The organism is Streptomyces sp. NBC_01275 (assembly GCF_026340655.1).
Classification (GTDB): domain Bacteria; phylum Actinomycetota; class Actinomycetes; order Streptomycetales; family Streptomycetaceae; genus Streptomyces.
In genome coordinates, this window is record NZ_JAPEOZ010000001.1 from 9,627,585 (window position 1) to 9,647,635 (window position 20,051).

Here is a 20,051-nt window from a genome sequence, read left to right on the forward strand (position 1 = left end):
CAGAACCACCCCGAGCAGCAGAACCACCCCTGAGAAAGAACATGAAGGACCGTGAAGGGCACTCATGCGTGACATGAACGAGGACGCGGCCGCGAACGCCGGGCGGCGGGCGACCGCCGAGTGGATAGAGCGGGGCGGGGGCGAGGGCGGCCTCGGCGTCACCGAACTGCTGGCGATGGTCGCAGGCGGCGGTGAGCCGGCCCCGGCCGAGGACCCGACGGCCGTGCCCGACGTCGACGGCCTGGCCGCCGCCATCGCCGCGGCGGCGGGCCGCCACCTGCCCCAGGGCCGACTCGCCCCGGACGCCGACTTCTTCGACGCCGGAGGCAGCTCCGTGCAGGCCGTGGAACTCACGGCGGAACTGGAGCGCGACCTGGGAGTGGAGCTGGACCTCGACGACGTGTTCGCCGACGCGCGCCCGATCAACCTCGCCCGACGCTGGCTGGCGACGGCCGGCGCCTCGGCGGAACTCACACTCACTCCACCGTCCCAGCTCCCCGCCGCCCCGGGCACGCCCCAGCCCGCCGCCCCGGGCACCCGCTCGTCCTCCGCCCCGGGCACCCTTCCGCCCTCCGCCCCGAGCACTCTCCCGACCCCAGCTCCCGGCACCCGCCCCACCCCGTCCCCCGGCCCCTTCCCGTCCCCCCGCCTCCCACAGCCGCCCGTCACCACCCTCGCGCTCCCGGAGGACGCCCCCCGCACCGCCGCCCGCCGTGAGGACCTCGACCAGATCCTGGCCGACCTCGCCCTCGCCGACCGGCTGCCCTTCATCCGCTCGCCCGAGCCCGCCGCGCCCCGGCGGATCCTGCTCACCGGCGCGACCGGCTTCCTCGGCGGCCATATGCTGCTCGACCTGCTCCGGCACAGCGACGCCCACGTCTACTGCCTGGTCCGCGCGGCCGACGAGGAGGCGGCCACCGCGCGGCTCGCCGAACAGCTGCGCGGCTACCGGCTGCCGTGGAACGCCGAGGTGCGCCGCCGGGTGACCGTCCTCCCCGGCGACATCCGCAGGCCGCGCCTGGGCCTGTCCGACGAGCTGTGGCACACCCTCGCCCACGAGCTGGACAGCATCGTCGGCGTCGCGGCGGCCGTGGACTTCCTGCGCGGCTACCGGTCACTGCGCGGCAGCAACGTGCTCGGCACGCTCACCCTCGCCGAACTCGCCGCCGCCGGCCGCCCCAAGCCGCTGCACCACATCTCCTCGATCGCCGTCTTCAACGAGGTCGGCATCCCCTCCATGGGCGAGGACGACCCCTTCGCCCACGTCGACGGGCTCGTCGCGGGCTACGACCAGTCCAAGTGGGCCGCCGAGGCCGCCCTGCGCCGCGCCCGCGACCACGGGCTGGTCGTCTCCGCCCTGCGCCCCGGCGGCATCGGCGGTCACACGAAGACCGGCGCCTACAACCCGCAGGACCTCAGCAGCGGCCTGATCTCGGCCTTCGGCCGCTTCCGCACCGTACCGGCGTTCCGCTACCTCAACTCGGCCCCGGTCGACTGGGTCAGCCGCGTCGCAGTCGCCGTCGTCTGCGAACCGGACGCCTGGGGCTTCGACTACCACCTCACCGGCGTCCCCAACACCCTCGACGACGTCGTCCGGGACATGGCGTTCGGCGGCATGCACGTCCGCGTCCAGGACTGGGACGAGTGGCGCGCCGACACCCTGGCCCGCCTGGAGGCCGAACCGGTCCCCGAACTGGGCTTCCTCTCCCGGGTGTTGCAGAGCCCCACCGCCCTGAAACTGTGCGAGGCCACCCTCACGGGCCCGGCAGCCGAAGGCGAACGCACCGCCGCCCTCGTCGAGGCCCTCGGCCTGCCGCCCGCCGCCCGCTACGACGCCCAGGCCCAGCTGAAGACCTTCGAGAAGCTCGCCGGCGACGGACTCGCCCGGCTGCCGCACAAGGACGACCAGCCGTACCTGTGGTTCTCGGAGACCACCGAGGGCGGCGTGCGCCCGGTCGGCGGCGACCCGGACGGCACCCCACGAGGCGCCCTGGGCGACACCCCCTGCTCGATGTCCCTCACCCTCTCCCTCGCGAGCATGCACCAACTGGTGAAGGAGCGCCGCATCGACGTCACCGGCGAGGTCCTCTGCCCGGCGATCCACGCCGAACCGCTCACCGTCGTACGCGGCGACGTCTGGGTCCGCCCCGACGAGGGCATTCCGCAGCGGCACGGCCTCAAGCACCAACTCCTGCGCTACCGCCTCCGGTTGCGGGACGCGGACGGCGAACTCTGGTGGCTGGAGGGCCACAAGCACGCCCGCGCCCGTCGCGACCTGTGGCGTCAGACCCGCACGCTCACCGTCGAACTCGGCCGCGAGGGCGAACCCGCGACCCTGAACGGCGAGGTCGTCGTCCCCGCCGACTCCTACGTCCGCGACCAGATCGACGGCATCAAGGTCGCCCCGCACCTCACCGACCGGGAGAAGCGCGCCGCCAAACTGACCTGGCTCGCCTGGTTCGGCCTGGAGATGGGCCGCGGACTGGCCGGCCCCTTCGCCCGGGCCGCCGCCGACCTGCTCGACCTGCGCCGCACCCCGAACCTCACGGAGCACCACCGATGATCTTCAGGACCAGGACCACCCCGACCCGGCCGGCGCTGCGCAAGGTCAGGACCACCACCGCCCTGCGCCCCCTGCGCCACCGTCTGGACCCGGCCCGCGTCGAGGAGATCCCCTTCCACGCACCCGACGGCGTCCGCCTCGGCCTCACCCGTATCGACACCGCAGACACCGGCCGCCCCGCCGTGCTGCTCCTGCACGGCCACACCGCGTCCGCCGACATGTTCCTGCTCCCCGAGACCCGCAACCTCGTCGACTCCCTCCTCGACGACGGCTACGAGCCCTGGCTCCTCGACTGGCGCGGCAGCCGCCGCCTGCCCTACAACGAGACCGGGCAGCGGTACACCTACGACGACGTCGCCCTCTACGACATCCCGGCCGCCGTCTCCCGCATCCGCGAACGCATCGGCGACCGCCCCCTGTTCGTGATCGCCCACTGCATCGGCTCCCTCGCCCTCTCCCTGAGCATGACGGCCGGACTCGTGCCCGGCCTGGCCGGAGTGGTGTCCCAGGGAGTCTTCCTCACCCCGAAGCTGGCCGGCCGCACCTCTCTGCGCATGTCGGTGGCGGGGGAGCTGCTCAAGACGCGGATCGACCACATCCCGGTCGACTTCCGAAAGGTCGGCTTCCGATCCAAGTACACCCCTCTCTTCGCCCTCGCCTCCCGCAAGGCCGACTGCCCGGACCCCACCTGCCAGATCCTGCACAACTCGGCCTGGGGGACCGGAGCTTCGCTCTTCGTCCACGAGAACCTCGCCGAGGCCGCCCATGACCGGCTCGCCGAACTGCTCGGCCCCGCGCCGCTGTGGATCCTGCCCCACCTGCGCCGCATCGAGCTCGCCCGCAGCGTGGTGCGCTGGCACGACACCGACCAGCGCTACCGTGCCCTGCCGTCCAACGCGCTCGACGCGGCCGCCCGCATCGACACCCCCGTCCTGCTGCTGGCCGGCAGCGAGAACGGACTGTGGCTGGACTCCCAGCAGCTCTGCCACGACGTCCTCGCCCGACGGCAGCCCCAACTGGACGTCCGCTACACGGAGATACCGGGCTACGGTCACCTCGACACGTTCCTCGGCCGGGGCGCCGCGCTCGACGTGTTCGGACACATCCTCGATTTCCTCGACGAACGACGGTGACGGCGAGCCCGACGGCCGGTTACCGTACGCGGCAGTAACAGACGGCACCGCACCGCAGGAGGCACCCATGCCGCAGCTCGAAGTCGACGGCGCGACACTGACGTACGACGACGAGGGCCCGCGCGACGGCGACGGCGTGCCCGTGGTGTTCGTGCACGGCTGGACGGCGAACCGGCGCCGCTGGGACCACCAGGTCGCCCACTTCGCCGCGAGCCGTCGGGTGATCCGGTTCGACCTGCGCGGGCACGGCGAGAGCGGCGGGGCGGGCGTGAAGACGGTCCAGGAGCTGGCCGGAGACCTTCTCGCCCTCCTCGACCACCTCGAGATCGAGCGGTTCGTGCTGGTCGGCCACTCGATGGGCGGGATGATCTCGCAGACCGTCGCGCTCTCCCACCCCGACCGCGTCGAGCGGCTGGTGCTGGTGAACTCCATCGCCCGCATGACGTACAGCCGCGGCCGCGGGCTGCTGATGGCGGCCTCCACGCTCGTCCCCTTCAAGCTGTTCGTCGCGACCAACATCCAGCGCGCCTTCGCCCCCGGCTACCCGAAGGACGAGATCCGCGCGTACATCAAGTCCTCCGCCGACACCCCGCGCGAGGTCGTGATGACGCTGTACGGCGCCATGCGGGCCTTCGACGTCCTGGACCGCGTCGGGGAGATCCGGACCCCCACCCTGATGATCCACGGCTACTACGACATCCAGCTGCCGGTGAAGCAGATGCTGCGGATGGCGAAGGCCTACCCGGACGCCACCGTCCGCATCCTGGACGCCGGCCACGAACTCCCCGTGGAGAAGCCGGCCGAGCTGACGGCCGCGATCGACGCCTTCGTGAGCGCCAAGCCTTCCTAGAGGACCTGTCCGGCCGCCCCCCGGCCCACTTCAGTCGAAGCTGTCCGGGTCCGCCGCCTTCCAGTCCGCCTCCCACGAGGGCGGCGGCCCGGCGAGCAGCGCGCCCCGCTCCAGCCACTCGTACAGCTCGGTGTAGGAGCGGAGCGTCGCAGGGTCCGTACGGCGCACCAGATGCCCGGGGCCGAGCGCCCCTGGTTCCGTCACGCCCAGCGCCGCCATGATCCGGACGGCGCTGCGGACCGTGGCCCGCTGGTAGCGGTGCACGCGCCGGGACTTGTCGGCCACGTCCAGGGCCCGCGCCCGCAGCGGGTCCTGGGTGGCGATTCCGGCCGGACAGGTGTTGGCGTGGCAGCGGCCGACCCCGACGCAGCCCAGGGCACGCATCATCGCGCGGCCCGCGTTGGCGTAGTCGGCGCCCAGGGCGAGCCGTCCGACGATGTCCGCGCCCGTGGCGATCCGCCCGCTCACCCCGATCCGCACCCGATCCCTGAGGCCGACGCCGACGAGCGCGTTGTGCACGGTGATCAGCCCCTCGGTCAAGGGCATGCCCAGGAGGCCGGCGAACTCCGTCGGCCCCGCGCCCGTACCGCCCTCCGCCCCGTCCACCACCACGAAGTCCGGCGTCACCCCCTCCGCCGCCATCGCCCGGCACACCGCGAGGAACTGCCGCCGCGACCCCACGCACAGCTTGAACCCGGTCGGCTTGCCGCCCGCCAGCTCCCGCATCCGCGCCAGGAACAGCACCAGCTCCCGCGGCGTCGCGAACACCCGGTGCAGCGGCGGCGAGATCACCGTCTCGCCCTCCGGGACGCCCCGCGCCCGCGCGATCTCGGCGCTCACCTTCGCCCCCGGCAGCACTCCGCCGAACCCCGGCGCCGCCCCCTGCGAGATCTTCAGCGACACGCACTTCACCTCGGGCAGCGCCGCCCGGTCCGCGAACTCCCGTGCGTCGAAGCCCCCGTCGGAGGTCCGACAGCCGAAGTACCCCGTCCCGATCTCCCAGATGAGATCGCCGCCCCCGCGCAGATGGTGGTCCGACAGCCCGCCCTCCCCGGTGTCGTGCGCGAAACGGCCCAGCGCCGCACCCCGGTTGAGGGCGAGGACCGCATTCGGGGACAGCGCCCCGAAGCTCAGCGCGGACACGTTCAGCAGCGCCATGTCGTACGGCAGGGCGCAGTCCGGCCCGCCCACCCGCACCCTCGGCTCCTCCTCGGGCGGCTCGACCGGGGCCATCGACGGCACCAGGTACTCGTCGTCGTCCTGCCGGGCGCCGGGCGCGGGCGGCGTCGGATACAGCAGCCGGCCGACCAGGGGATGGGTGCGCAGGACCGAACGCCGACGCTGGCACAGGTCCCACAGGCCCACGGCGGTCAGCGCGAGCAGCGGGGCCGCCGCGCCCCACCACCCGGCGGACACGGCGCACGACACGACCACCGCCCCCGCCGCACTCAGGGCGACCAGCAGCAGGGACGCGTAGCCGCGCACTCAGCCCTCGTCCTCGTCCGGCCCGCAGGAACTGCCGCTGGGCGGCAGGGAGCCGTACAGCAGGAAGTCGTCGACCTTGCGGTGCACGCACTTGGACGACCCGTAGCCGGTGTGGCCCTCGCCCTTGTTGTCGAGCACCACGGCCGAGGAACCGAGCCGCCTCGCCGTCTCCACGGTCCAGCGGTACGGCGTCGCCGGGTCGCCGCGGGTGCCGACCAGCAGCATCTTCGGCGTACCGAGGTTCTTCACCTCGTCGCGGATGAAGTCGGTGCCCTTCGGGCGGCCGTAGCAGGTCAGGACCTCGGTGAGCCGGTACTGGCCGAACACCGGCGACGCCTCGTCGTAGGCGGCGCGCAGCCGTTGCAGGTCCGCGGCGATCTGCCCGGCGCTGGGGCGGTCCGGGTCGTCCGCGCAGTTGATCGCCATCAGGGCCGCCGGCAGGTTGTCGAGGGGGACGTCCTCCTCGTCGACGAGCGCCCCGGGGGAGGGCGTGCCGCCGCCCGGGTCCCGCGGCGGGAGGGTCATGCCGCCGGTCGCGAAGGCCATGACCCCGCTGGTGTCGCCGCTCTCGACGAGCTGGGCGAGCGCCCGCTCCAGCGACGGCCACAGCTCCTTGCTGTACAGCCCCTGCCCGAGGGCGCCCACCAGGTCCTGGCCGGAGAACGCGTCGCCGAAGTCCGTCGGCACCGGGTCCTCGTCCAGCGAGCGCACCAGCCGGACGACCTCCTGCCGGGCCACCCGCGGATCCTGCCCGAACGGGCAGGCGATGTCCTTCACGCACCAGCCGACGAAGTCGTCCAGCGCCACCTGCTGGCCCCGGGCGCCCGCGATGCCCTGCTCCGCGAGCGGCTCGGTCAGCGTGTCGACGCCGTCGAGGACCATCCGGCCCACCTTGTGCGGGAACTGGGCGGCGTAGACCGCGCCGAGCCGGGTGCCGTAGGAGAAGCCGAGGTAGTTGAGCTTCCTGTCGCCGAGCGCCTGCCGCATCACGTCCAGGTCCCGGGCGGCGTCGACCGTGCCGATGTGCGGCAGGACCGGCCCGGAGTGCTCGGCGCAGGCGGCGGCCGCCTTCTTCAACCGGGCCAGGAGCACCGGGGGATCGCTGAGCGCCGGGTCGTCGTCGACGGCGGCGAACGCGTCGTCGTCCCCGTCCCCGCAGCTCACGGGCGAGGACCGGCCGACGCCCCGGGGGTCGAAGGCGACCACGTCGTAGCCGTCGGTCAGGTCCATGAACTCCTTGCCGCCGTAGGCGAGCTCGGGGACGCCCGCGCCGCCGGGGCCGCCGAAGTTCAGCAGCACCGAGCCCCGTTTCGTGCCGGTGGCCCGATAACGGGCGAGCGCCAGGTCGAGGGAGCCGGCCTTGGGGCGGGCGTAGTCGAGGGGCACGGTCACCTTGCCGCACTGCAGATCGTGGGGCATGCCGTCGCCCCGGCACGCCGACCAGGAGATCTTCTGGTCGTAGAACCGCGAGAGGTCCGGGCCGTCGTCTCCGCCAGCGTCTCCGCTCGCGCTTCCGTTTCGGTTTCCGTTCGCGTTCCCGGGCGCGGCCGTCGTCGGCGGGCCCGCGCCCAGCAGGGTCAGTGCGGCGGCCGCGGCGAGCGCACAGCGGCGCAGCCCGGGCCCCGTCGACAGCATGGCCAGCATCAGTGCCTCCAGGGACGCCCCGCAGCGGACCGGGACATGACGTCCTCGATCACGATAAGCGGCCTCCGGACGGCCCGCCTCCGGACGGGCGGGGGCACCGGACAGGCGGGCAGGAGGGCGGTGCGGGAGGGCAGGAGGGCGGTGTGGGAGGGCCCGCGTCCTTGCGGCGCACGCCCGAGGAGCGTATTCGACGGGTTTGCCACAGGTTCGACGTGGGTGACGCCCAATGGGGTGAAAGGGCGTTTGGCCATAACTCGGAGGGTTGGTCCGCGTTGATCGGGTGCGGGCGAGTGCCCGCGACCATGTCTGGAAGGCAAGGACCCCATGAAACGGGTTACCCGAAACAGTGTGATCGCTGTCGCAGCCGCCTCCGGCGCGATGGCGGTGGTGCTGCCCGCGCACGCCGACTCCGCGGCCGTCGGCGCCGAGGCCCGCTCGCCCGGGCTGATCTCCGGCAACGGCGTCCAGCTGCCGGTGAACCTCCCGGTGAACCTGTGCGGCAACACCGTGAACGTCGTGGGCGTGCTGAACCCCGCCGCGGGCACGGCCTGTGCCAACAAGGGCGCCGGGGCCGGCGCCGGGACGGCGGCCGGAGCAGGGACAGGGGCGGCGGCTGAGGGCGGCGCGACCGACTCGCCCGGCGTCGTCTCCGGCAACGGCGTCCAGTTGCCGGTCCACCTCCCGGTGAACGCCAGCGGCAACAGCGTGAACGTCGTCGGCATCCTGAACCCGGCGATCGGCAACGAGTCCGTGAACACCTCAGAGAAGGAGCCCGCCCACCCCGCACACCCCGCCCACCCCGTCGCACCCGCCCACCCCGCCGAGTCCGCGCCGCAGCCGCAGTCGCCGACGCGCCACACGCCGCCCGCAAAGACCGAGACCCACCCGGGCCCGAAGACCGTCCCGGCCGCCCCCGAACCCGAGGGCGCCGCCCCCGAGACCGTGCCCTCCCTCGCCCGTACCGGAGCCGACGGCACGCTGTCGGCCCTCGCGGGCAGTACGGCCATGGTGCTCGGCGGAGCGGCCCTCTACCGCCGGTTCCGCCCGCGCACGGAGCGCTGAGCCTCCCTTTGTGACCCGTGGGGGCGGGAGCCGGGAAGGCCCCCGCAGTGTCCCGCCGGTCCCCGAAGGTCTCCGCAGGCCCCCGCCGGTTCTCGCCGGAAGGGGGGCCTGCGGCCGTGCTCGCCTGGACGGCCGTAATTGCGTTGTCGGGACCGCTTCAGGGTGCTGAAGTGGGCGTATGGATCATGCCGCGGTACTCGCCCTGTACGACCAGGAGATGCGCGAAGGCGCGCGCCCCGAGAGCTCCGACGCCCGTGTCGAACGGACCGGGGGCGTGGTCCGCCACGTCGGCGCGGAGGGCGGCTGGAACGGCGTTCTCTGGTCGGACCTGGACGCGGTCGACGCCGACGCCGTGATCGCCGCGCAGATCGCCTACTTCGGCGGGCGCGGCCGCGACTTCGAGTGGAAGCTCCATGGGCACGACCGGCCGGCCGACCTCGGGCGACGGCTGACGGCGGCCGGGTTCACGGCCGAGCCGCAGGAGACCCTGATGATCAGCGAGACGAGCGCCCAGCTCGTCGACGCCACGCCGCCGGAGGGCGTCCGCATCGTCCCCGTCACCGACCGGGCCGGCGTGGAGCTGATGGTCGAGGCGAACGAGAAGGCGTTCGGACGCGACGGCTCCTGGCTGCGGGACATGCTGGTCCCGCGCCTCGCCGCCGACCCGGACGGGATCGTCGCCCTGCTCGCCCTCGCCGGGGACGTGCCGGTGAGCTCGGCGCGCATGGAGCTGATCCCCGGGACGGGGTTCGCCGGACTGTGGGGCGGCGGCACCGTCGAGGAATGGCGTGGGCGCGGCATCTACCGGACCCTGGTCGCCCACCGCGCCCATATCGCCGCCGACCGCGGCTACCGCTACCTCCAGGTCGACGCCTCCGACCAGAGTCGGCCCATCCTGGAACGCCTCGGCTTCGCGGCGCTGAGCACGACCACGCCGTACATGTACATGCCGTAGAGCCGCGCCGGTGGACGCCGGCTCCGCTGCCTGGGCCGACCGTCCGTCCCGCGTGTCCCGAACGGTCGGCGGCCGAAGCCGTTCGGGACCGTGACGCGCGAAGTTCCCTCCCGCGCGCTCACCTGTGCTCAGCGGCGCGCCTTGGACCGGTCGAGCGCCGCGACGCCCACCGCCGCCAGACCGATCTGGATGAGCCACTCGATCCAGTCGACGCCCTTGGTGTCGGCGACGCCGAAGCCCGCGGCGATCGCGGAGCCGATCAACGCGGCCACGATGCCGACGAGGATCGTCCACAGGATGCCGATGCGCTGACGCCCCGGCACGACGAGCCGCCCCAGAACACCGACGATGACGCCGATCAGCACGGCACTGATGATTCCGTCGATCTCCATCTCCGCTCCTCCCCTCTTCTGCTGTTGGAGTGCATGTGCCCGCTGAAGGGTGGGGCAGTCCGTTCCGCTTGTCGCCGCCCGCGTTGTTGCCGCCTTATTGCCCGCGCTTGATGTTCAGCGCGCAGTCATGCCATGTACCTTTCAATCGTTCCACGCGTGTAGAACCCTCGAATGCGAGGTCTACGCGCGCAGATCGACACTCCGCACCCGCACCCGCCTCGTCTCCCTCCCCACCCCCTCACGGAGGTTCGCCGGATGCTCGGATCACTCGGATCGTTGGGATCACTCGGATCGTCAGGATCATCCGGATCGATCGGTTCGGTCGGATCGAAGAGATCCCGTCGCAAGGTCACCACCTGCCTGGCCGGCCTCGGGCTGCTGCTCACCGGGGCCGCCCTCCAGGTCGGCCCCAGCGCCACGCCCGCTCACGCGGCCACCCCCCACCGCATCCTGTTCGACGACGGCCACGCCGAGGAGGCCGGAAACGCCGACTGGATCATCTCCACCAGCAAGCCCGACCCGCTGTCCCAGGACTCCTCCCCGTCTGCCGAGACGGACTGGACCGGAGCGCTCTCGTCGTGGGGCGTCGCCCTGCAGAAGACCGGCGACTACAGCCTCAAGACCGCCACGAGCGCCCTCACCTACGGCGGTTCGTCGACAACCGACCTGTCGAACTTCGACACGCTGGTCCTGCCGGAGCCCAACACGCTGTTCACCACCGCCGAGAAGACGGCGATCATGAACTTCGTGCAGGCCGGCGGCGGTCTGTTCATGATCTCCGACCACACGGGCGCCGACCGCAACAGTGACGGCGAGGACGCGGTCGAGATCCTCAACGACCTGATGACCAACAACAGCGTCGACTCCACCGACCCGTTCGGCTTCTCCATCGACTCCCTCTCGATCAGCTCCGGGTATCCGGCCGCGATCAGCGACAGCACCGACCCCGTGCTCCATGGCTCCTTCGGCACCGTCACCAAGAGCCTGATCGCCTCCGGCACCACGGCCACCCTCAAGCCGGCCGACAACTCCTCGGTCAAGGGCCTGCTGTATCGCAGCGGTTACTCCGGGAACACCGGCGCCTTCTTCGCCACCAGCACCTTCGGCAGCGGCCGCGTCGCCTTCTGGGGCGACAGCTCGCCCGTCGACGACGGCACCGGCCAGTCCGGCAACACGCTCTACGACGGCTGGAACGACACCGGCGCCACCAACGCGGCCCTCGCCCTCAACGCCACCGAGTGGCTCGCCGGGGCCGGCAGCAGCGGCGGCGGGGACGACGGCGGCGGCTCCGGCACCTGCACCGCCTCGCAGCTCCTGGGCAACAACGGCTTCGAGTCGGGCAGCACCACCTGGAGCGCCAGCAGCGGCGTCATCACCAACTCCAGCAGCCAGTCCGCCCGTACAGGTTCGTACTACGCCTGGCTGGACGGCTACGGCAGCGCCACCACGGACACCCTGTCCCAGGCCGTGACCATCCCGTCCGGCTGCACCACCGCCGCCCTGAGCTTCTATCTCCACATCGACACGGCGGAGACCAGCACCAGCACGGCGTACGACACGCTCAAGGTCCAGGTCCTCAACAGCTCAGGCACCGTCCTGGGCACCCTGGCGACCTACTCCAACCTCAACGCGGCCAGCGGCTACACCCAGCGCAGCTTCAGCCTCGCGAGCTACGCCGGCCAGACCGTCACCCTCAAGTTCACCGGCACCGAGGGCTCCACTCTGCAGACGTCCTTCGTCATCGACGACACGGCGCTGAACGTCAGCTGACGGCACACCGGTTGGGCCGCCCTACCCGGCGGCCCAACCGGTCCGACCCCAACTCGCGCCCTTTGAGCCGCCGTTCGACCGTGTCGTCGGCGGCGGTCAGCAGCACCCGGACGAGCCGCACGTCGTCGTCGCCGGCCGACCCGCGCCCGCGGGTCGGCCCGGCCGCCTTTCCGGCCTGGGTCCTGCCGGGATCCCGGTGTCGGAGTGCGTCACGGCTTCGGGGTGCTCCTCGCCGCCGTGAAGGCGCACATCATCCCCAGTATCAGGGCGAGCGCGCCGATGATGATGTTGTTCACGGCGACACCGGCGTCCGGGCTGCTGCCGACCACCCACGGCGCGACGATCATCCAGATGCCCAGCGCGCACATGGCCCAGCTGAGGCCGTACATGCGGGCCGGAGCCGCGGTGAACCCGAGAGCCAGCAGACCGATCGCGATGCCGACGACCAGGTTGTGGGTGCCGAGGTCGGGCTGGCTGGTGGTGTAGTGGAGTATCCACGGGGACACGGCGCAGTACAGACCGAGCAGGAACACCGGTCCGTCGACGAGCGCCACGTCGCGACCACCGAGCATGCGGTCGTAGCGCGCCCGCATCTCGGATACATCGGGGTGGGTCGATATGTCACTTCTGCTGGGCGAGACGTTGGCCATGACTCGTCTCCTTTGAGTCGCATGCCTGACCGCGTCTGGTGCGGTGTGCGGTAAGCGCCGCGCAGTGCCATTCTGCGCTTATTTACCCTTTATGTGTAGAGCTCGGAGGGAATATCGGGCCGCGGCCGTCCAGGCCCCGTCAGGCGGGCAGGGACAACAGCGCGACCGGCTCCGAGGTCGGCGCACTCGAGCCGCCCGCCGGTTCCAGGGTGACGCCCACGCCCGACGCCCCGTCCACGGCGCCCCGCAGCAGCACCGCCTGACGCGCCCGGTGAGGGGCCATCAGCCCGGCGTCGCGCAGGACGCCCCGGTCGTCGAACCACAGCTGGTAGACCTTGCCGCCCGGCGGCTCGGCCATCCCGACGGCCAGGAACACGGCCCGGTCGAGACGCGCCGACACGACGACCGTGCCCGTGCCCCCGTCCGACAACCGGACGGTGCGCGAGCGGGCGTCCGACGCGGCGAGGACCGCGGCCACCTCGTCCGCCTCGCGCTGGGACCGGCCCGCCTCGGTCCGGGCGTCCGCGGCGCGCTGGTACTGCCACACCGCCGTGCCGCCCAGCGCCGCCGCGGCGAGGCAGGCGGCCAGCGCCCACCGGGACAGCCGCCGCCCGCGCCGCGCCGCGCGGTGCGTGCGGTGCGGGCGGGTCCCCGGCGGAGGGACCGGCGGTGCGGGCGGGTCCTGCTGGACGTCCGCGACGTGCCCGAGCACCCGTACCCGCAGCACGGGCCGGGGCGGCACGGCCGCGGCCGTCGCCAGCCGGGCGGCGGTCGCCGCGAACTCCGCGATCTCCCGCGCGCAGGCCTCGCACTCCCCGAGATGCCGTTCGAAGGCCGCGCGTTCGTCGTCGGGCAGGGCGTGCAGGGCGTACGCGCCCGTCAACGTGTGGAGATCCGCGGCGAGCTCTTTCACGAGGGGATCCTTCGAGGTGTGCGACGTGGGGCGAGGCGTGTGACGTGTTACGGGCGTAATCCGGTGCGGGAGGCGCGGCGGATTGGTCTGAGGGCGGATCGTTTTGAGAAGGGGCAGGGCTCCGGCGCTTCAGCAGGCCGCGTCAGCCTTCCGCGTACGTCGTCCTCTTCAGCCGCCCTCTTCGGCCTCCGCTTCTGCTTCTGCTTCAGCCTCCGCCTCTGCTTCCGCCTCAGGCCTCAGACGGCCGCGCAGTCGCCGCATGCCGCGTCGGGCGTGACTCTTCACCGTCCCGAGGGGCCAGCCGGTGCGCTCCGCGATCTGCGTCTGGGTCAGGTCCTCGAAGAAGGCCAGCCGCAGCACCCGTTGCTGCGGCCGGGGGAGCCGGGCGAGTTCGCCGCGGAGCAGGACGCGGTCGAGGGCGGCCTCGGGACGGCCGCGGTCGGGGTCGGTGAGGGCGAGCGCGGCTGCGGCCGACGCGACGAGGTGGCGGCGCCGGGCGCGGGCGGCCAGGGCGTCGGCGACCTTGCGCCGGGTGATGCCCACGATCCAGCCGCCGAGGGCGCCGCGTTCGGGCCGGTAGCCCGCACGACCGTGCCACACGCCGAGGAACACCTGCTGGGTGACGTCCTCGGCCTCCTTCGCGTCTCCCAGGGAGTGCAGGGCCAGCGCGTGCACCAGCGCGGACCAGCGGCGGTACGCGGCGGACAGACAGGCCTCGTCCCCGGCGACCAGCCCCCGGGAGAGCTCCTCGTCCGTGAGCGACCCCTCCGCGCGAGTGTGCGAATCCCGGGCCGGGGCGCGGCCGGGGGCGGCCGCGGGCGGGGTCACGGCGGTCGACTGCGGGCGCATGACGACGGCTCCTCACGTCGTACGGCCTGCGCGCAGGCCGGTGCGGGACGTCCTCCGGGGAGGTGAACCCCGGCGGACTCATCCTGCGAGCCGCGCCGTCGACGCCTCAACACGCGTCGTTTCTGCGTCGTTGTGCGCCGTACGGTCGGCGCATGAGCGAGTCACCGAGCCCCGACGACACCGGCCTGACGACCGGGGCCCTGGCCCGACGGCTGGGCGTCGCGCCCACCACCCTGCGGTCCTGGGACCGCCGCTACGGCATCGGGCCCGCCGTCCGCGCGGACGGGCGGCACCGGCGCTGGCGGCCGGGCGACGTGGCGGTACTGGAGACGATGTGCCGGCTGACCTCGTCCGGCGTGCCGCCCGCCGAAGCGGCCCGCGCGGCGCGGGCGGGCGCCTCTCACCCCGCGGCGGAAGCGGTGGGCGCCGTGCGCGAAGGGTCCCGTGCGGCCGGGGCGCTCCCGCTGGGCGGCGACGTGCGTCAGGAGTGCCGGGGCCTGGCCCGGGCCGCCGTACGACTGGACGCGCCGGCCGTCGCGGAGCAGCTGGCCGGGGCCGTCGAACGGCATGGACTGACCGTCGCCTGGCAGGAGGTGATGGCGCCGACGCTGCATGCGGTGGGACGCAGGTGGACCTCTTCCGGCGACCGTTACGTGGAGGTCGAACACCTGCTGTCCTGGCACGTCTCCACCACCCTGCGCCGCGCCACCCGAGCCGCGGTGCCGGGGGACGCGGCGGGCGGGCCGGGACCCGTGGTGCTGGCCTGTGTGCCGGGCGAGCAGCACACCCTGCCGCTGGAGGCGCTGAACGCGGGACTCGGCCAACGCGACGTCCCCACGCGGATGTTCGGCGCGGCCGTGCCCGCCGAGGCGCTGACCGCGGCCGTCCAGCGGCTGGGCCCCGTCGCCGTCGTCCTGTGGGCCCAGGCGCGCTCCACCGCGAGCCTCGCCCTCGCCCGGCACGTCGCCGACGCCCGCTGGGGCGTCAGCGGCGCCCGGCGCACCCCGGCCGTGCTCCTCGGCGGCCCCGGCTGGACCGGCCGCCCCGCACCGGGCCTGCCCCGCCCGACGGGCCTGGGCGACGCCCTGGAAACCCTGTCCGGGGTGTACGACGCCTCGTGAGACACGCTCAGTCGCGTCCGCGTGCCCGCCTGAAACGGGCGAGCCCGTCGGAGAGTTCGAGGAGAGGGTCCGGGTAGTCGAGCGCGGCCCGCTCCAACCCCCGCAGTCTCCACGGCTCGTGCACCGCCGGTCCCGTCACGTCCGCCAACTCGGGTACCCAGCGCCGTACATACGCCCCCTCCGGGTCGTAACGCCTGCCCTGGGTCACGGGGTTGAGGACCCGGTTGGGCCGGGAGTCGGTGCCCGTGCCGGCCATCCACTGCCAGTTGAGCTGGTTGTTGGCCACGTCGCCGTCGACCAGCAGCTCCAGGAAGTGCCGGGCGCCGATCCGCCAGTCGACGTACAGCGTCTTGGCGAGGAAGCTCGCGGTCAGCAGCCGCCCTCGGTTGTGCATCCAGCCCTCGTGGCGCAGCTGCCGCATCGCCGCGTCCACGACCGGGTATCCGGTACGGCCCTGTCGCCACGCCTCGATGTCCTCCGCGGCCGTGCGCTCCGTACGCGGGCGGTCGTGCTTGGTGCGGTAGTCGGCGTGCGCCGCCGCGGGCCGGGCGGCCAGCACCTGACGGTGGAAGTCGCGCCAGGCGAGCTGCCGCACGAACGCCTCGGCGCCCGGTCCGCCCGTCGCGCGCGCCCGGTGCACGACCTCGACGGGGGAGAGGGTGCCGAAGTGCAGATGCGGCGAGAGCCGGGAGGTCGCGTCGCCGGCCAGGTCGTCGTGCCCCTCCTCGTACGCGGTGACGCCCGAGCGCAGCCATGAGGCGAGCCGGCCACGGCCCTCCGTCTCGCCGCCCGGGGCCAGGCCCGGCGACAGACCGGCCAGGCCCTTGCGCGAGGGCGGCTCCTGCGAGCCGACGCCGTCCGGCACCCGGACGGACCGGGGCGCGCCGAGCGCGTCGCGCACCCGCTGCTGGGACCAGTGCCGGAAGTACGGCGTGAAGACCGCGAAGTGGTCCGAGGAGGCCGGAGTCAGCACGCCGGGATCCACGACGGTCGTCACGGTGTCGTGCACGTGCAGTCGCACGCCCTCCGCCTCCAGGGCGCGCCGCAGCCGCTCCTCGCGGCGCTGTGCGTACGCGCTCACGTCGGCGGCCAGGTGGACCTCGTCGGCGTCCGCCTGGGCCGCCGCCCGGCACACCTCCTCCACCAGGTCCCCGGAGCGCACCACGAGCCGCCCGCCGCGCTCCCGCAGACCCGCGTCGAGATCGCCCAGGCAGTCGGCGAGGAACGCCAGCCGGTTGGGCGCGGCGAACCCGGCGCCGGCCACGGCCCGGTCCCGCACGAACAACGGGACCACCTGCCGCGATCCGTCGAGGGCCGCGCACAGCGGCGGATGGTCGTGCAGCCGCAGGTCGGAGGTGAACAGGACGACCGAGACGTTCATGGGCGGGCTCCGGGGACAGAGGGGGCGGGACAGGGGGTGGGGTCGGACCGAGTGCTGCTTCCGGTCGACGACGCCCCGCGGATGCGCCTCCAGGGGATGCGCCTTCTGCGGATGCGCCGCCCGGAGAGCGGTCCCGGCCGTCCCTCAAGGAGCCTCAGCCCGCTCCCCCGTACGGGCCGCCGCGTCCGACCTCGCCGCCCGGGCGATGTTGCGGGCCATACCGCCGAACACGACGGCGTGGAAGGGCGAGACGCTCCACCAGTAGGCGTGGCCGAGCAGCCCGCGCGGATGGAACAGGGCGCGCTGTCGGAAGCGGGTGCGCCCGGCGTCGTCCGTCTCCGCGTACATCTCCAGCCAGGCCAGACCCGGCAGCCGCATCTCCGCCCGCAGCCGCAGCAGACGCCCCGGTTCGATCTCCTCGACCCGCCAGAAGTCCAGCGAGTCTCCCACCCGCAGCCGGTCCGGGTCCCGTCGGCCCCGGCGCAGGCCCACCCCGCCCGCCAGCCGGTCCAGCCACCCCCGTACGGCCCAGGCGAGCGGGAGGGAGTACCAGCCGTTGTCCCCGCCGATGCCCTCGATCACCCGCCACAGCGACGTGCGCGGGGCGTCGACGTACAGCTCGCGGTGGTCGGTGTAGAGGCTGCCGCCGGCCCAGTCGGGGTCGGTGGGCAGCGGGTCGCTGGGCGCCCCGGGCAGCGAGGCGGACGACCAGCGGGTGGTGACCTTGGCGTCGCGCACCCGTTGCAGGGCGAGCCGGACCGCCTCGTCGAAGCCGACCGGATGGCCGGGCGGGTCCGGCGCGTACCGCGCGATGTCGTGCTCGTGGCAGACCACCTCGTGCCGCAGCGACTCGGTGAGCGGCCGTGCGATCGACGCGGGGACGGGCGTCACCAGTCCCACCCAGCGGCTGGACAGCCCCGGCGACAGCACCGGCACGGGCAGGATGAGCCGGCGCGGCAGCCCCGCGACGGCGGCGTAACGGATCATCATCTCGCGGTACGTCAGGACGTCCGGGCCGCCGATGTCGAAGGCCCGGTTGACGTCGTCCGGCATCAGGGCCCCGCCGACGAGGGCGCGCAGCACGTCCCGGACCGCGACGGGCTGGATCCGGGTGCGCACCCAGCTCGGGGTGACCATCACGGGCAGGCGCTCGGTGAGATAGCGCAGCATCTCGAAGGAGGCCGAGCCGGAGCCGATGACGACCGCCGCCCGCAGTACGGCCGTGGGCACGCCGGAGCCCAGCAGGATGCGCCCGACCTCGGCCCGCGAGCGCAGATGCGGCGACAGCTCCCGCTCCGGCACGCCGTCCGGGGTGAGTCCGCCCAGGTAGACGAGGCGGCGCACGCCCGCGGCCCGCGCCTGCTCCCCGAAGATCCGCGCGGCCCGCCGGTCGGTCTCCTCGAAGTCCTTGCCGGTGCCCAGTGCGTGCACCAGGTAGTAGGCGACCTCGACGCCCCGCAGCGCCGCCGCGACGGAGGCCGCGTCCATGACGTCCCCGCGCACGACCTCGACCTCGCCGGCCCAGGGGTGGTCGCGCAGCCGGTCCGGGGAGCGGGCCAGACAGCGCACCCGCAGGCCCGCGGCCAGCAGCTCCGGCACGAGCCGGCCGCCGATGTATCCGGTGGCGCCGGTCACCAGGCACAGCGGTCCGGGCGGTCCCGGTGGTCCGGCGCCGCGGTCGTCTGCCGTCATGAGTCCTCGGTCCTTCGCGTCGGTGCCCCCGGGTTCCCCCTGTTGATCGCTTCCACCCGGAGCACGGTCGCGGATGCGCCGATCGGGGCATCGCCCTCGATCGGGCGAGCAGGGGGTGCGAGGGGTGCGCGATGTGCGGGGAGTGCCCGCGCCCATCCGGGGCAGACGTACCGTAGAAGAGGATTTCCGAGGTGGAGGTGTCGGCTCCCATGCGTACGACGGTGTTGGAGCGGTTTCCGGCGGGGTCTCCGCGTGGATCGTGGCCGGCGGAGGAGTACGCGGCCCGGCGTCGGGCCGAGGGACAGCCCGCGACCGTGGTCATGGACCTGCACTCGGACGCCTTCCTCGTCGTGGTCCCCGCCGGGGACGAGGACTGACGGCGCTGACGGCACCGCCCGCCCCCGGATCAGGCTTCGGCGCTCAGCAGATCAGGCTTCGGCGTTCAGCGCCCGCGCCCTGCGCACGAACACCTCGTGCAGGTCCTGCGCGGCCTGCGGCACCGACTCGGCCCTGCGTCGCTGGAGCAACAGCACCACCCGGGTCGTGTCCCCGGAGATCGGCCGGTGGACGAGCGCGCCGAGCCGCACCAGCGGATCCCCGATCACGCTGAAGTCCGGCAGGACCGTCGCTCCCAGCCCCTCGGCGACCATCAGCTTGCCCATCTCCGCGCCGTCCGTGGAGTACGCGAAGGAGGGGCCGCGGCCGTCGAGGAGCCGGTGCACATAGCGGTGCATCACATAGCCGGACCGCATCCCGATCAGCGGGACGTCCAGCAGGTCCTCCGCCGACACCGACGCGGCCGAGGCCAGTGGGCTGTCGGGGTGGACGCACACCACCGGCCGGCCGCGCAGGAGTTCGGTGGACTCGAACTCGGCGGGCACGTCGTCGCCCTCCAGCTGGTTCACCAGACCCAGGTCGAACCCGCCCTCCAGCAGCGCCCGGTGGATGTCCGTCTGCTGTACGGCGACCACCTCGACCTGGGTGAGCGGATGTGCGGCGCGGAACTCGCGCACCACGGGCAGGAGCAGCGGCACGGTAGCCGCGTTCACCGTGCCGACGCGCACCATGCGGCTGATCCGGTGCTGCTCGCCCGCCGCCGCCCGCAACCGGTCCACCGCGTGCAGGACCTCGACGATGTGCGGCAGCAGTTCCCGGCCCTCCGCGCTCATCGTGGCGCCGGACCGCTTGCGCTCCAGCAGATCGACGCCGAGCTCCCGCTCCAGATTCCGCATGGTCTCGCTCAACGCGGGCTGCGAAAGGCGCAGTTCCTCGGCGGCCCGGCGCAGGGAGCCGAGCCGGGTCACCGCCGTGATGTATTCCAGCTGTTCGATCCGCACCGCAGCAGAATGCGGGGGATTTCCCGGACGGTTCAAGGGTTTCCCTGTCACACGTTCGTGAAATTCGGTGGTCCGGGATGCGAGACCGGTCGGGTTTTCCTTGACGCCCGTCGCGGGCTGCTGCCACGATCGACGGCATGAAGATGCGACTGGACCTCACGCGGCGACGCCATGTCGACCTCGCGCGCGTCTCCAGCGCCTCCTGTTGCCCCGCGGCCTGATCCCCTTTCCGCGATCCCCGCTCTCACCGCCTG

Annotated in this window: 18 protein-coding genes; 9 read left to right on the top strand and 9 right to left on the bottom strand. The window is 73.3% G+C overall.

Annotated features, from left to right (window positions below):
* Positions 1-64 precede the first annotated feature (64 nt).
* The 3 genes from OG562_RS42285 (at position 65) to OG562_RS42295 (ending at position 4,546) form a co-directional block, all read left to right on the top strand.
* The gene (locus OG562_RS42285; RefSeq protein WP_266407598.1) at positions 65-2,563 is read left to right on the top strand and encodes a thioester reductase domain-containing protein; all 2,499 of its coding nucleotides are present in this window, start codon (positions 65-67) and stop codon (positions 2,561-2,563) included.
* Positions 2,560-3,696 (top strand): alpha/beta fold hydrolase, encoded by a 1,137-nt coding sequence (locus OG562_RS42290; protein ID WP_266407600.1) that lies wholly within the window; start codon positions 2,560-2,562, stop codon positions 3,694-3,696. Before OG562_RS42285 ends, OG562_RS42290 begins: the two co-directional genes overlap by 4 nt.
* Positions 3,697-3,763: 67 nt before the next feature.
* Positions 3,764-4,546 carry an alpha/beta fold hydrolase gene (locus OG562_RS42295; protein ID WP_266407602.1) on the top strand — a complete coding sequence of 261 codons (783 nt, stop codon included), beginning with the start codon at positions 3,764-3,766 and terminating at the stop codon, positions 4,544-4,546.
* A 30-nt stretch (positions 4,547-4,576) separates the two neighbouring features.
* On the opposite strand, the gene OG562_RS42300 is transcribed toward OG562_RS42295, so the two are convergent.
* Together OG562_RS42300 and OG562_RS42305 are read right to left on the bottom strand one after the other, a co-directional pair.
* Entirely contained in the window at positions 4,577-6,031 is a 1,455-nt protein-coding gene (locus OG562_RS42300) for an FMN-binding glutamate synthase family protein (RefSeq protein WP_266407605.1), read from the bottom strand.
* Entirely contained in the window at positions 6,032-7,675 is a 1,644-nt protein-coding gene (locus tag OG562_RS42305) for an alpha/beta hydrolase (RefSeq protein ID WP_266407607.1), read from the bottom strand. It abuts the gene before it with no gap.
* Between the two features lie 324 nt (positions 7,676-7,999).
* On the opposite strand from OG562_RS42305, the gene OG562_RS42310 reads away from it, so the two are divergent.
* Together OG562_RS42310 and OG562_RS42315 are read left to right on the top strand one after the other, a co-directional pair.
* Positions 8,000-8,737: a chaplin gene (locus OG562_RS42310; RefSeq protein ID WP_266407610.1), complete on the top strand. Its 738-nt coding sequence runs from the start codon at positions 8,000-8,002 to the stop codon at positions 8,735-8,737.
* A 178-nt stretch (positions 8,738-8,915) separates the two neighbouring features.
* Positions 8,916-9,692 carry a GNAT family N-acetyltransferase gene (locus tag OG562_RS42315; protein ID WP_266407612.1) on the top strand — a complete coding sequence of 259 codons (777 nt, stop codon included), beginning with the start codon at positions 8,916-8,918 and terminating at the stop codon, positions 9,690-9,692.
* Positions 9,693-9,820: 128 nt separating this feature from the next.
* Here OG562_RS42315 and OG562_RS42320 read toward each other — a convergent pair whose 3' ends face one another.
* On the bottom strand, positions 9,821-10,084 hold the full coding sequence (locus tag OG562_RS42320; RefSeq protein ID WP_266407613.1) for a GlsB/YeaQ/YmgE family stress response membrane protein: 264 nt from the start codon (positions 10,082-10,084) through the stop codon (positions 9,821-9,823).
* 312 nt (positions 10,085-10,396) lie between these two features.
* Between OG562_RS42320 and OG562_RS42325 the strand changes: the two genes are divergently transcribed.
* On the top strand, positions 10,397-11,854 hold the full coding sequence (locus OG562_RS42325) for a hydrolase (protein WP_266409821.1): 1,458 nt from the start codon (positions 10,397-10,399) through the stop codon (positions 11,852-11,854).
* Between the two features lie 209 nt (positions 11,855-12,063).
* Here OG562_RS42325 and OG562_RS42330 read toward each other — a convergent pair whose 3' ends face one another.
* The 3 genes from OG562_RS42330 to OG562_RS42340 all read right to left on the bottom strand — a co-directional run bounded on the left by OG562_RS42330 (position 12,064) and on the right by OG562_RS42340 (position 14,266).
* Positions 12,064-12,504, bottom strand: coding sequence for an SPW repeat protein (locus tag OG562_RS42330; RefSeq protein WP_266407616.1), 441 nt, complete (start codon positions 12,502-12,504; stop codon positions 12,064-12,066).
* Positions 12,505-12,643: 139 nt separating this feature from the next.
* Positions 12,644-13,417: an anti-sigma factor gene (locus tag OG562_RS42335; RefSeq protein ID WP_266407619.1), complete on the bottom strand. Its 774-nt coding sequence runs from the start codon at positions 13,415-13,417 to the stop codon at positions 12,644-12,646.
* 168 nt (positions 13,418-13,585) lie between these two features.
* A complete protein-coding gene (locus tag OG562_RS42340; protein ID WP_266407622.1) occupies positions 13,586-14,266 on the bottom strand; it encodes a sigma-70 family RNA polymerase sigma factor in 681 nt (226 codons plus the stop codon).
* Positions 14,267-14,418: 152 nt separating this feature from the next.
* Here OG562_RS42340 and OG562_RS42345 point away from each other — a divergent pair, with 152 nt between their 5' ends.
* Positions 14,419-15,387, top strand: a complete 969-nt coding sequence (locus OG562_RS42345) for a MerR family transcriptional regulator (protein ID WP_266407624.1) — start codon at positions 14,419-14,421, stop codon at positions 15,385-15,387.
* Between the two features lie 7 nt (positions 15,388-15,394).
* On the opposite strand, the gene OG562_RS42350 is transcribed toward OG562_RS42345, so the two are convergent.
* Both OG562_RS42350 and OG562_RS42355 read right to left on the bottom strand, forming a co-directional pair.
* Positions 15,395-16,768 (bottom strand): deoxyribodipyrimidine photo-lyase, encoded by a 1,374-nt coding sequence (locus tag OG562_RS42350; RefSeq protein WP_266407626.1) that lies wholly within the window; start codon positions 16,766-16,768, stop codon positions 15,395-15,397.
* A 144-nt stretch (positions 16,769-16,912) separates the two neighbouring features.
* On the bottom strand, positions 16,913-18,460 hold the full coding sequence (locus OG562_RS42355) for an SDR family oxidoreductase (protein WP_266407629.1): 1,548 nt from the start codon (positions 18,458-18,460) through the stop codon (positions 16,913-16,915).
* A gap of 209 nt (positions 18,461-18,669) precedes the next feature.
* On the opposite strand from OG562_RS42355, the gene OG562_RS42360 reads away from it, so the two are divergent.
* A complete protein-coding gene (locus OG562_RS42360) occupies positions 18,670-18,837 on the top strand; it encodes a hypothetical protein (protein WP_266407630.1) in 168 nt (55 codons plus the stop codon).
* Positions 18,838-18,888: 51 nt separating this feature from the next.
* Here the strand turns inward: OG562_RS42360 and OG562_RS42365 are convergent, their stop codons facing one another.
* Positions 18,889-19,797, bottom strand: coding sequence for a LysR family transcriptional regulator (locus tag OG562_RS42365; RefSeq protein ID WP_266407633.1), 909 nt, complete (start codon positions 19,795-19,797; stop codon positions 18,889-18,891).
* Positions 19,798-19,940: 143 nt separating this feature from the next.
* Here OG562_RS42365 and OG562_RS46305 point away from each other — a divergent pair, with 143 nt between their 5' ends.
* Complete coding sequence (locus OG562_RS46305) at positions 19,941-20,018, top strand: putative leader peptide (protein ID WP_353962852.1); 78 nt, start codon at positions 19,941-19,943, stop codon at positions 20,016-20,018.
* Positions 20,019-20,051 lie beyond the last annotated feature (33 nt).

Bases quoted from the DNA above. Each gene is read 5' to 3' on its own strand.
- OG562_RS42285 (WP_266407598.1), top strand. From the start codon at position 65: ATGCGTGACATGAACGAGGACGCGGCCGCGAACGCCGGGCGGCGGGCG.
- OG562_RS46305 (WP_353962852.1), top strand. From the start codon at position 19,941: ATGCGACTGGACCTCACGCGGCGACGCCATGTCGACCTCGCGCGCGTC.
- OG562_RS42355 (WP_266407629.1), bottom strand. From the start codon at position 18,460: ATGACGGCAGACGACCGCGGCGCCGGACCACCGGGACCGCCCGGACCG.
- OG562_RS42360 (WP_266407630.1), top strand. From the start codon at position 18,670: ATGCGTACGACGGTGTTGGAGCGGTTTCCGGCGGGGTCTCCGCGTGGA.
- OG562_RS42350 (WP_266407626.1), bottom strand. From the start codon at position 16,768: ATGAACGTCTCGGTCGTCCTGTTCACCTCCGACCTGCGGCTGCACGAC.
- OG562_RS42290 (WP_266407600.1), top strand. From the start codon at position 2,560: ATGATCTTCAGGACCAGGACCACCCCGACCCGGCCGGCGCTGCGCAAG.
- OG562_RS42310 (WP_266407610.1), top strand. From the start codon at position 8,000: ATGAAACGGGTTACCCGAAACAGTGTGATCGCTGTCGCAGCCGCCTCC.
- OG562_RS42315 (WP_266407612.1), top strand. From the start codon at position 8,916: ATGGATCATGCCGCGGTACTCGCCCTGTACGACCAGGAGATGCGCGAA.
- OG562_RS42305 (WP_266407607.1), bottom strand. From the start codon at position 7,675: ATGCTGGCCATGCTGTCGACGGGGCCCGGGCTGCGCCGCTGTGCGCTC.
- OG562_RS42330 (WP_266407616.1), bottom strand. From the start codon at position 12,504: ATGGCCAACGTCTCGCCCAGCAGAAGTGACATATCGACCCACCCCGAT.
- OG562_RS42320 (WP_266407613.1), bottom strand. From the start codon at position 10,084: ATGGAGATCGACGGAATCATCAGTGCCGTGCTGATCGGCGTCATCGTC.
- OG562_RS42295 (WP_266407602.1), top strand. From the start codon at position 3,764: ATGCCGCAGCTCGAAGTCGACGGCGCGACACTGACGTACGACGACGAG.
- OG562_RS42345 (WP_266407624.1), top strand. From the start codon at position 14,419: ATGAGCGAGTCACCGAGCCCCGACGACACCGGCCTGACGACCGGGGCC.
- OG562_RS42340 (WP_266407622.1), bottom strand. From the start codon at position 14,266: ATGCGCCCGCAGTCGACCGCCGTGACCCCGCCCGCGGCCGCCCCCGGC.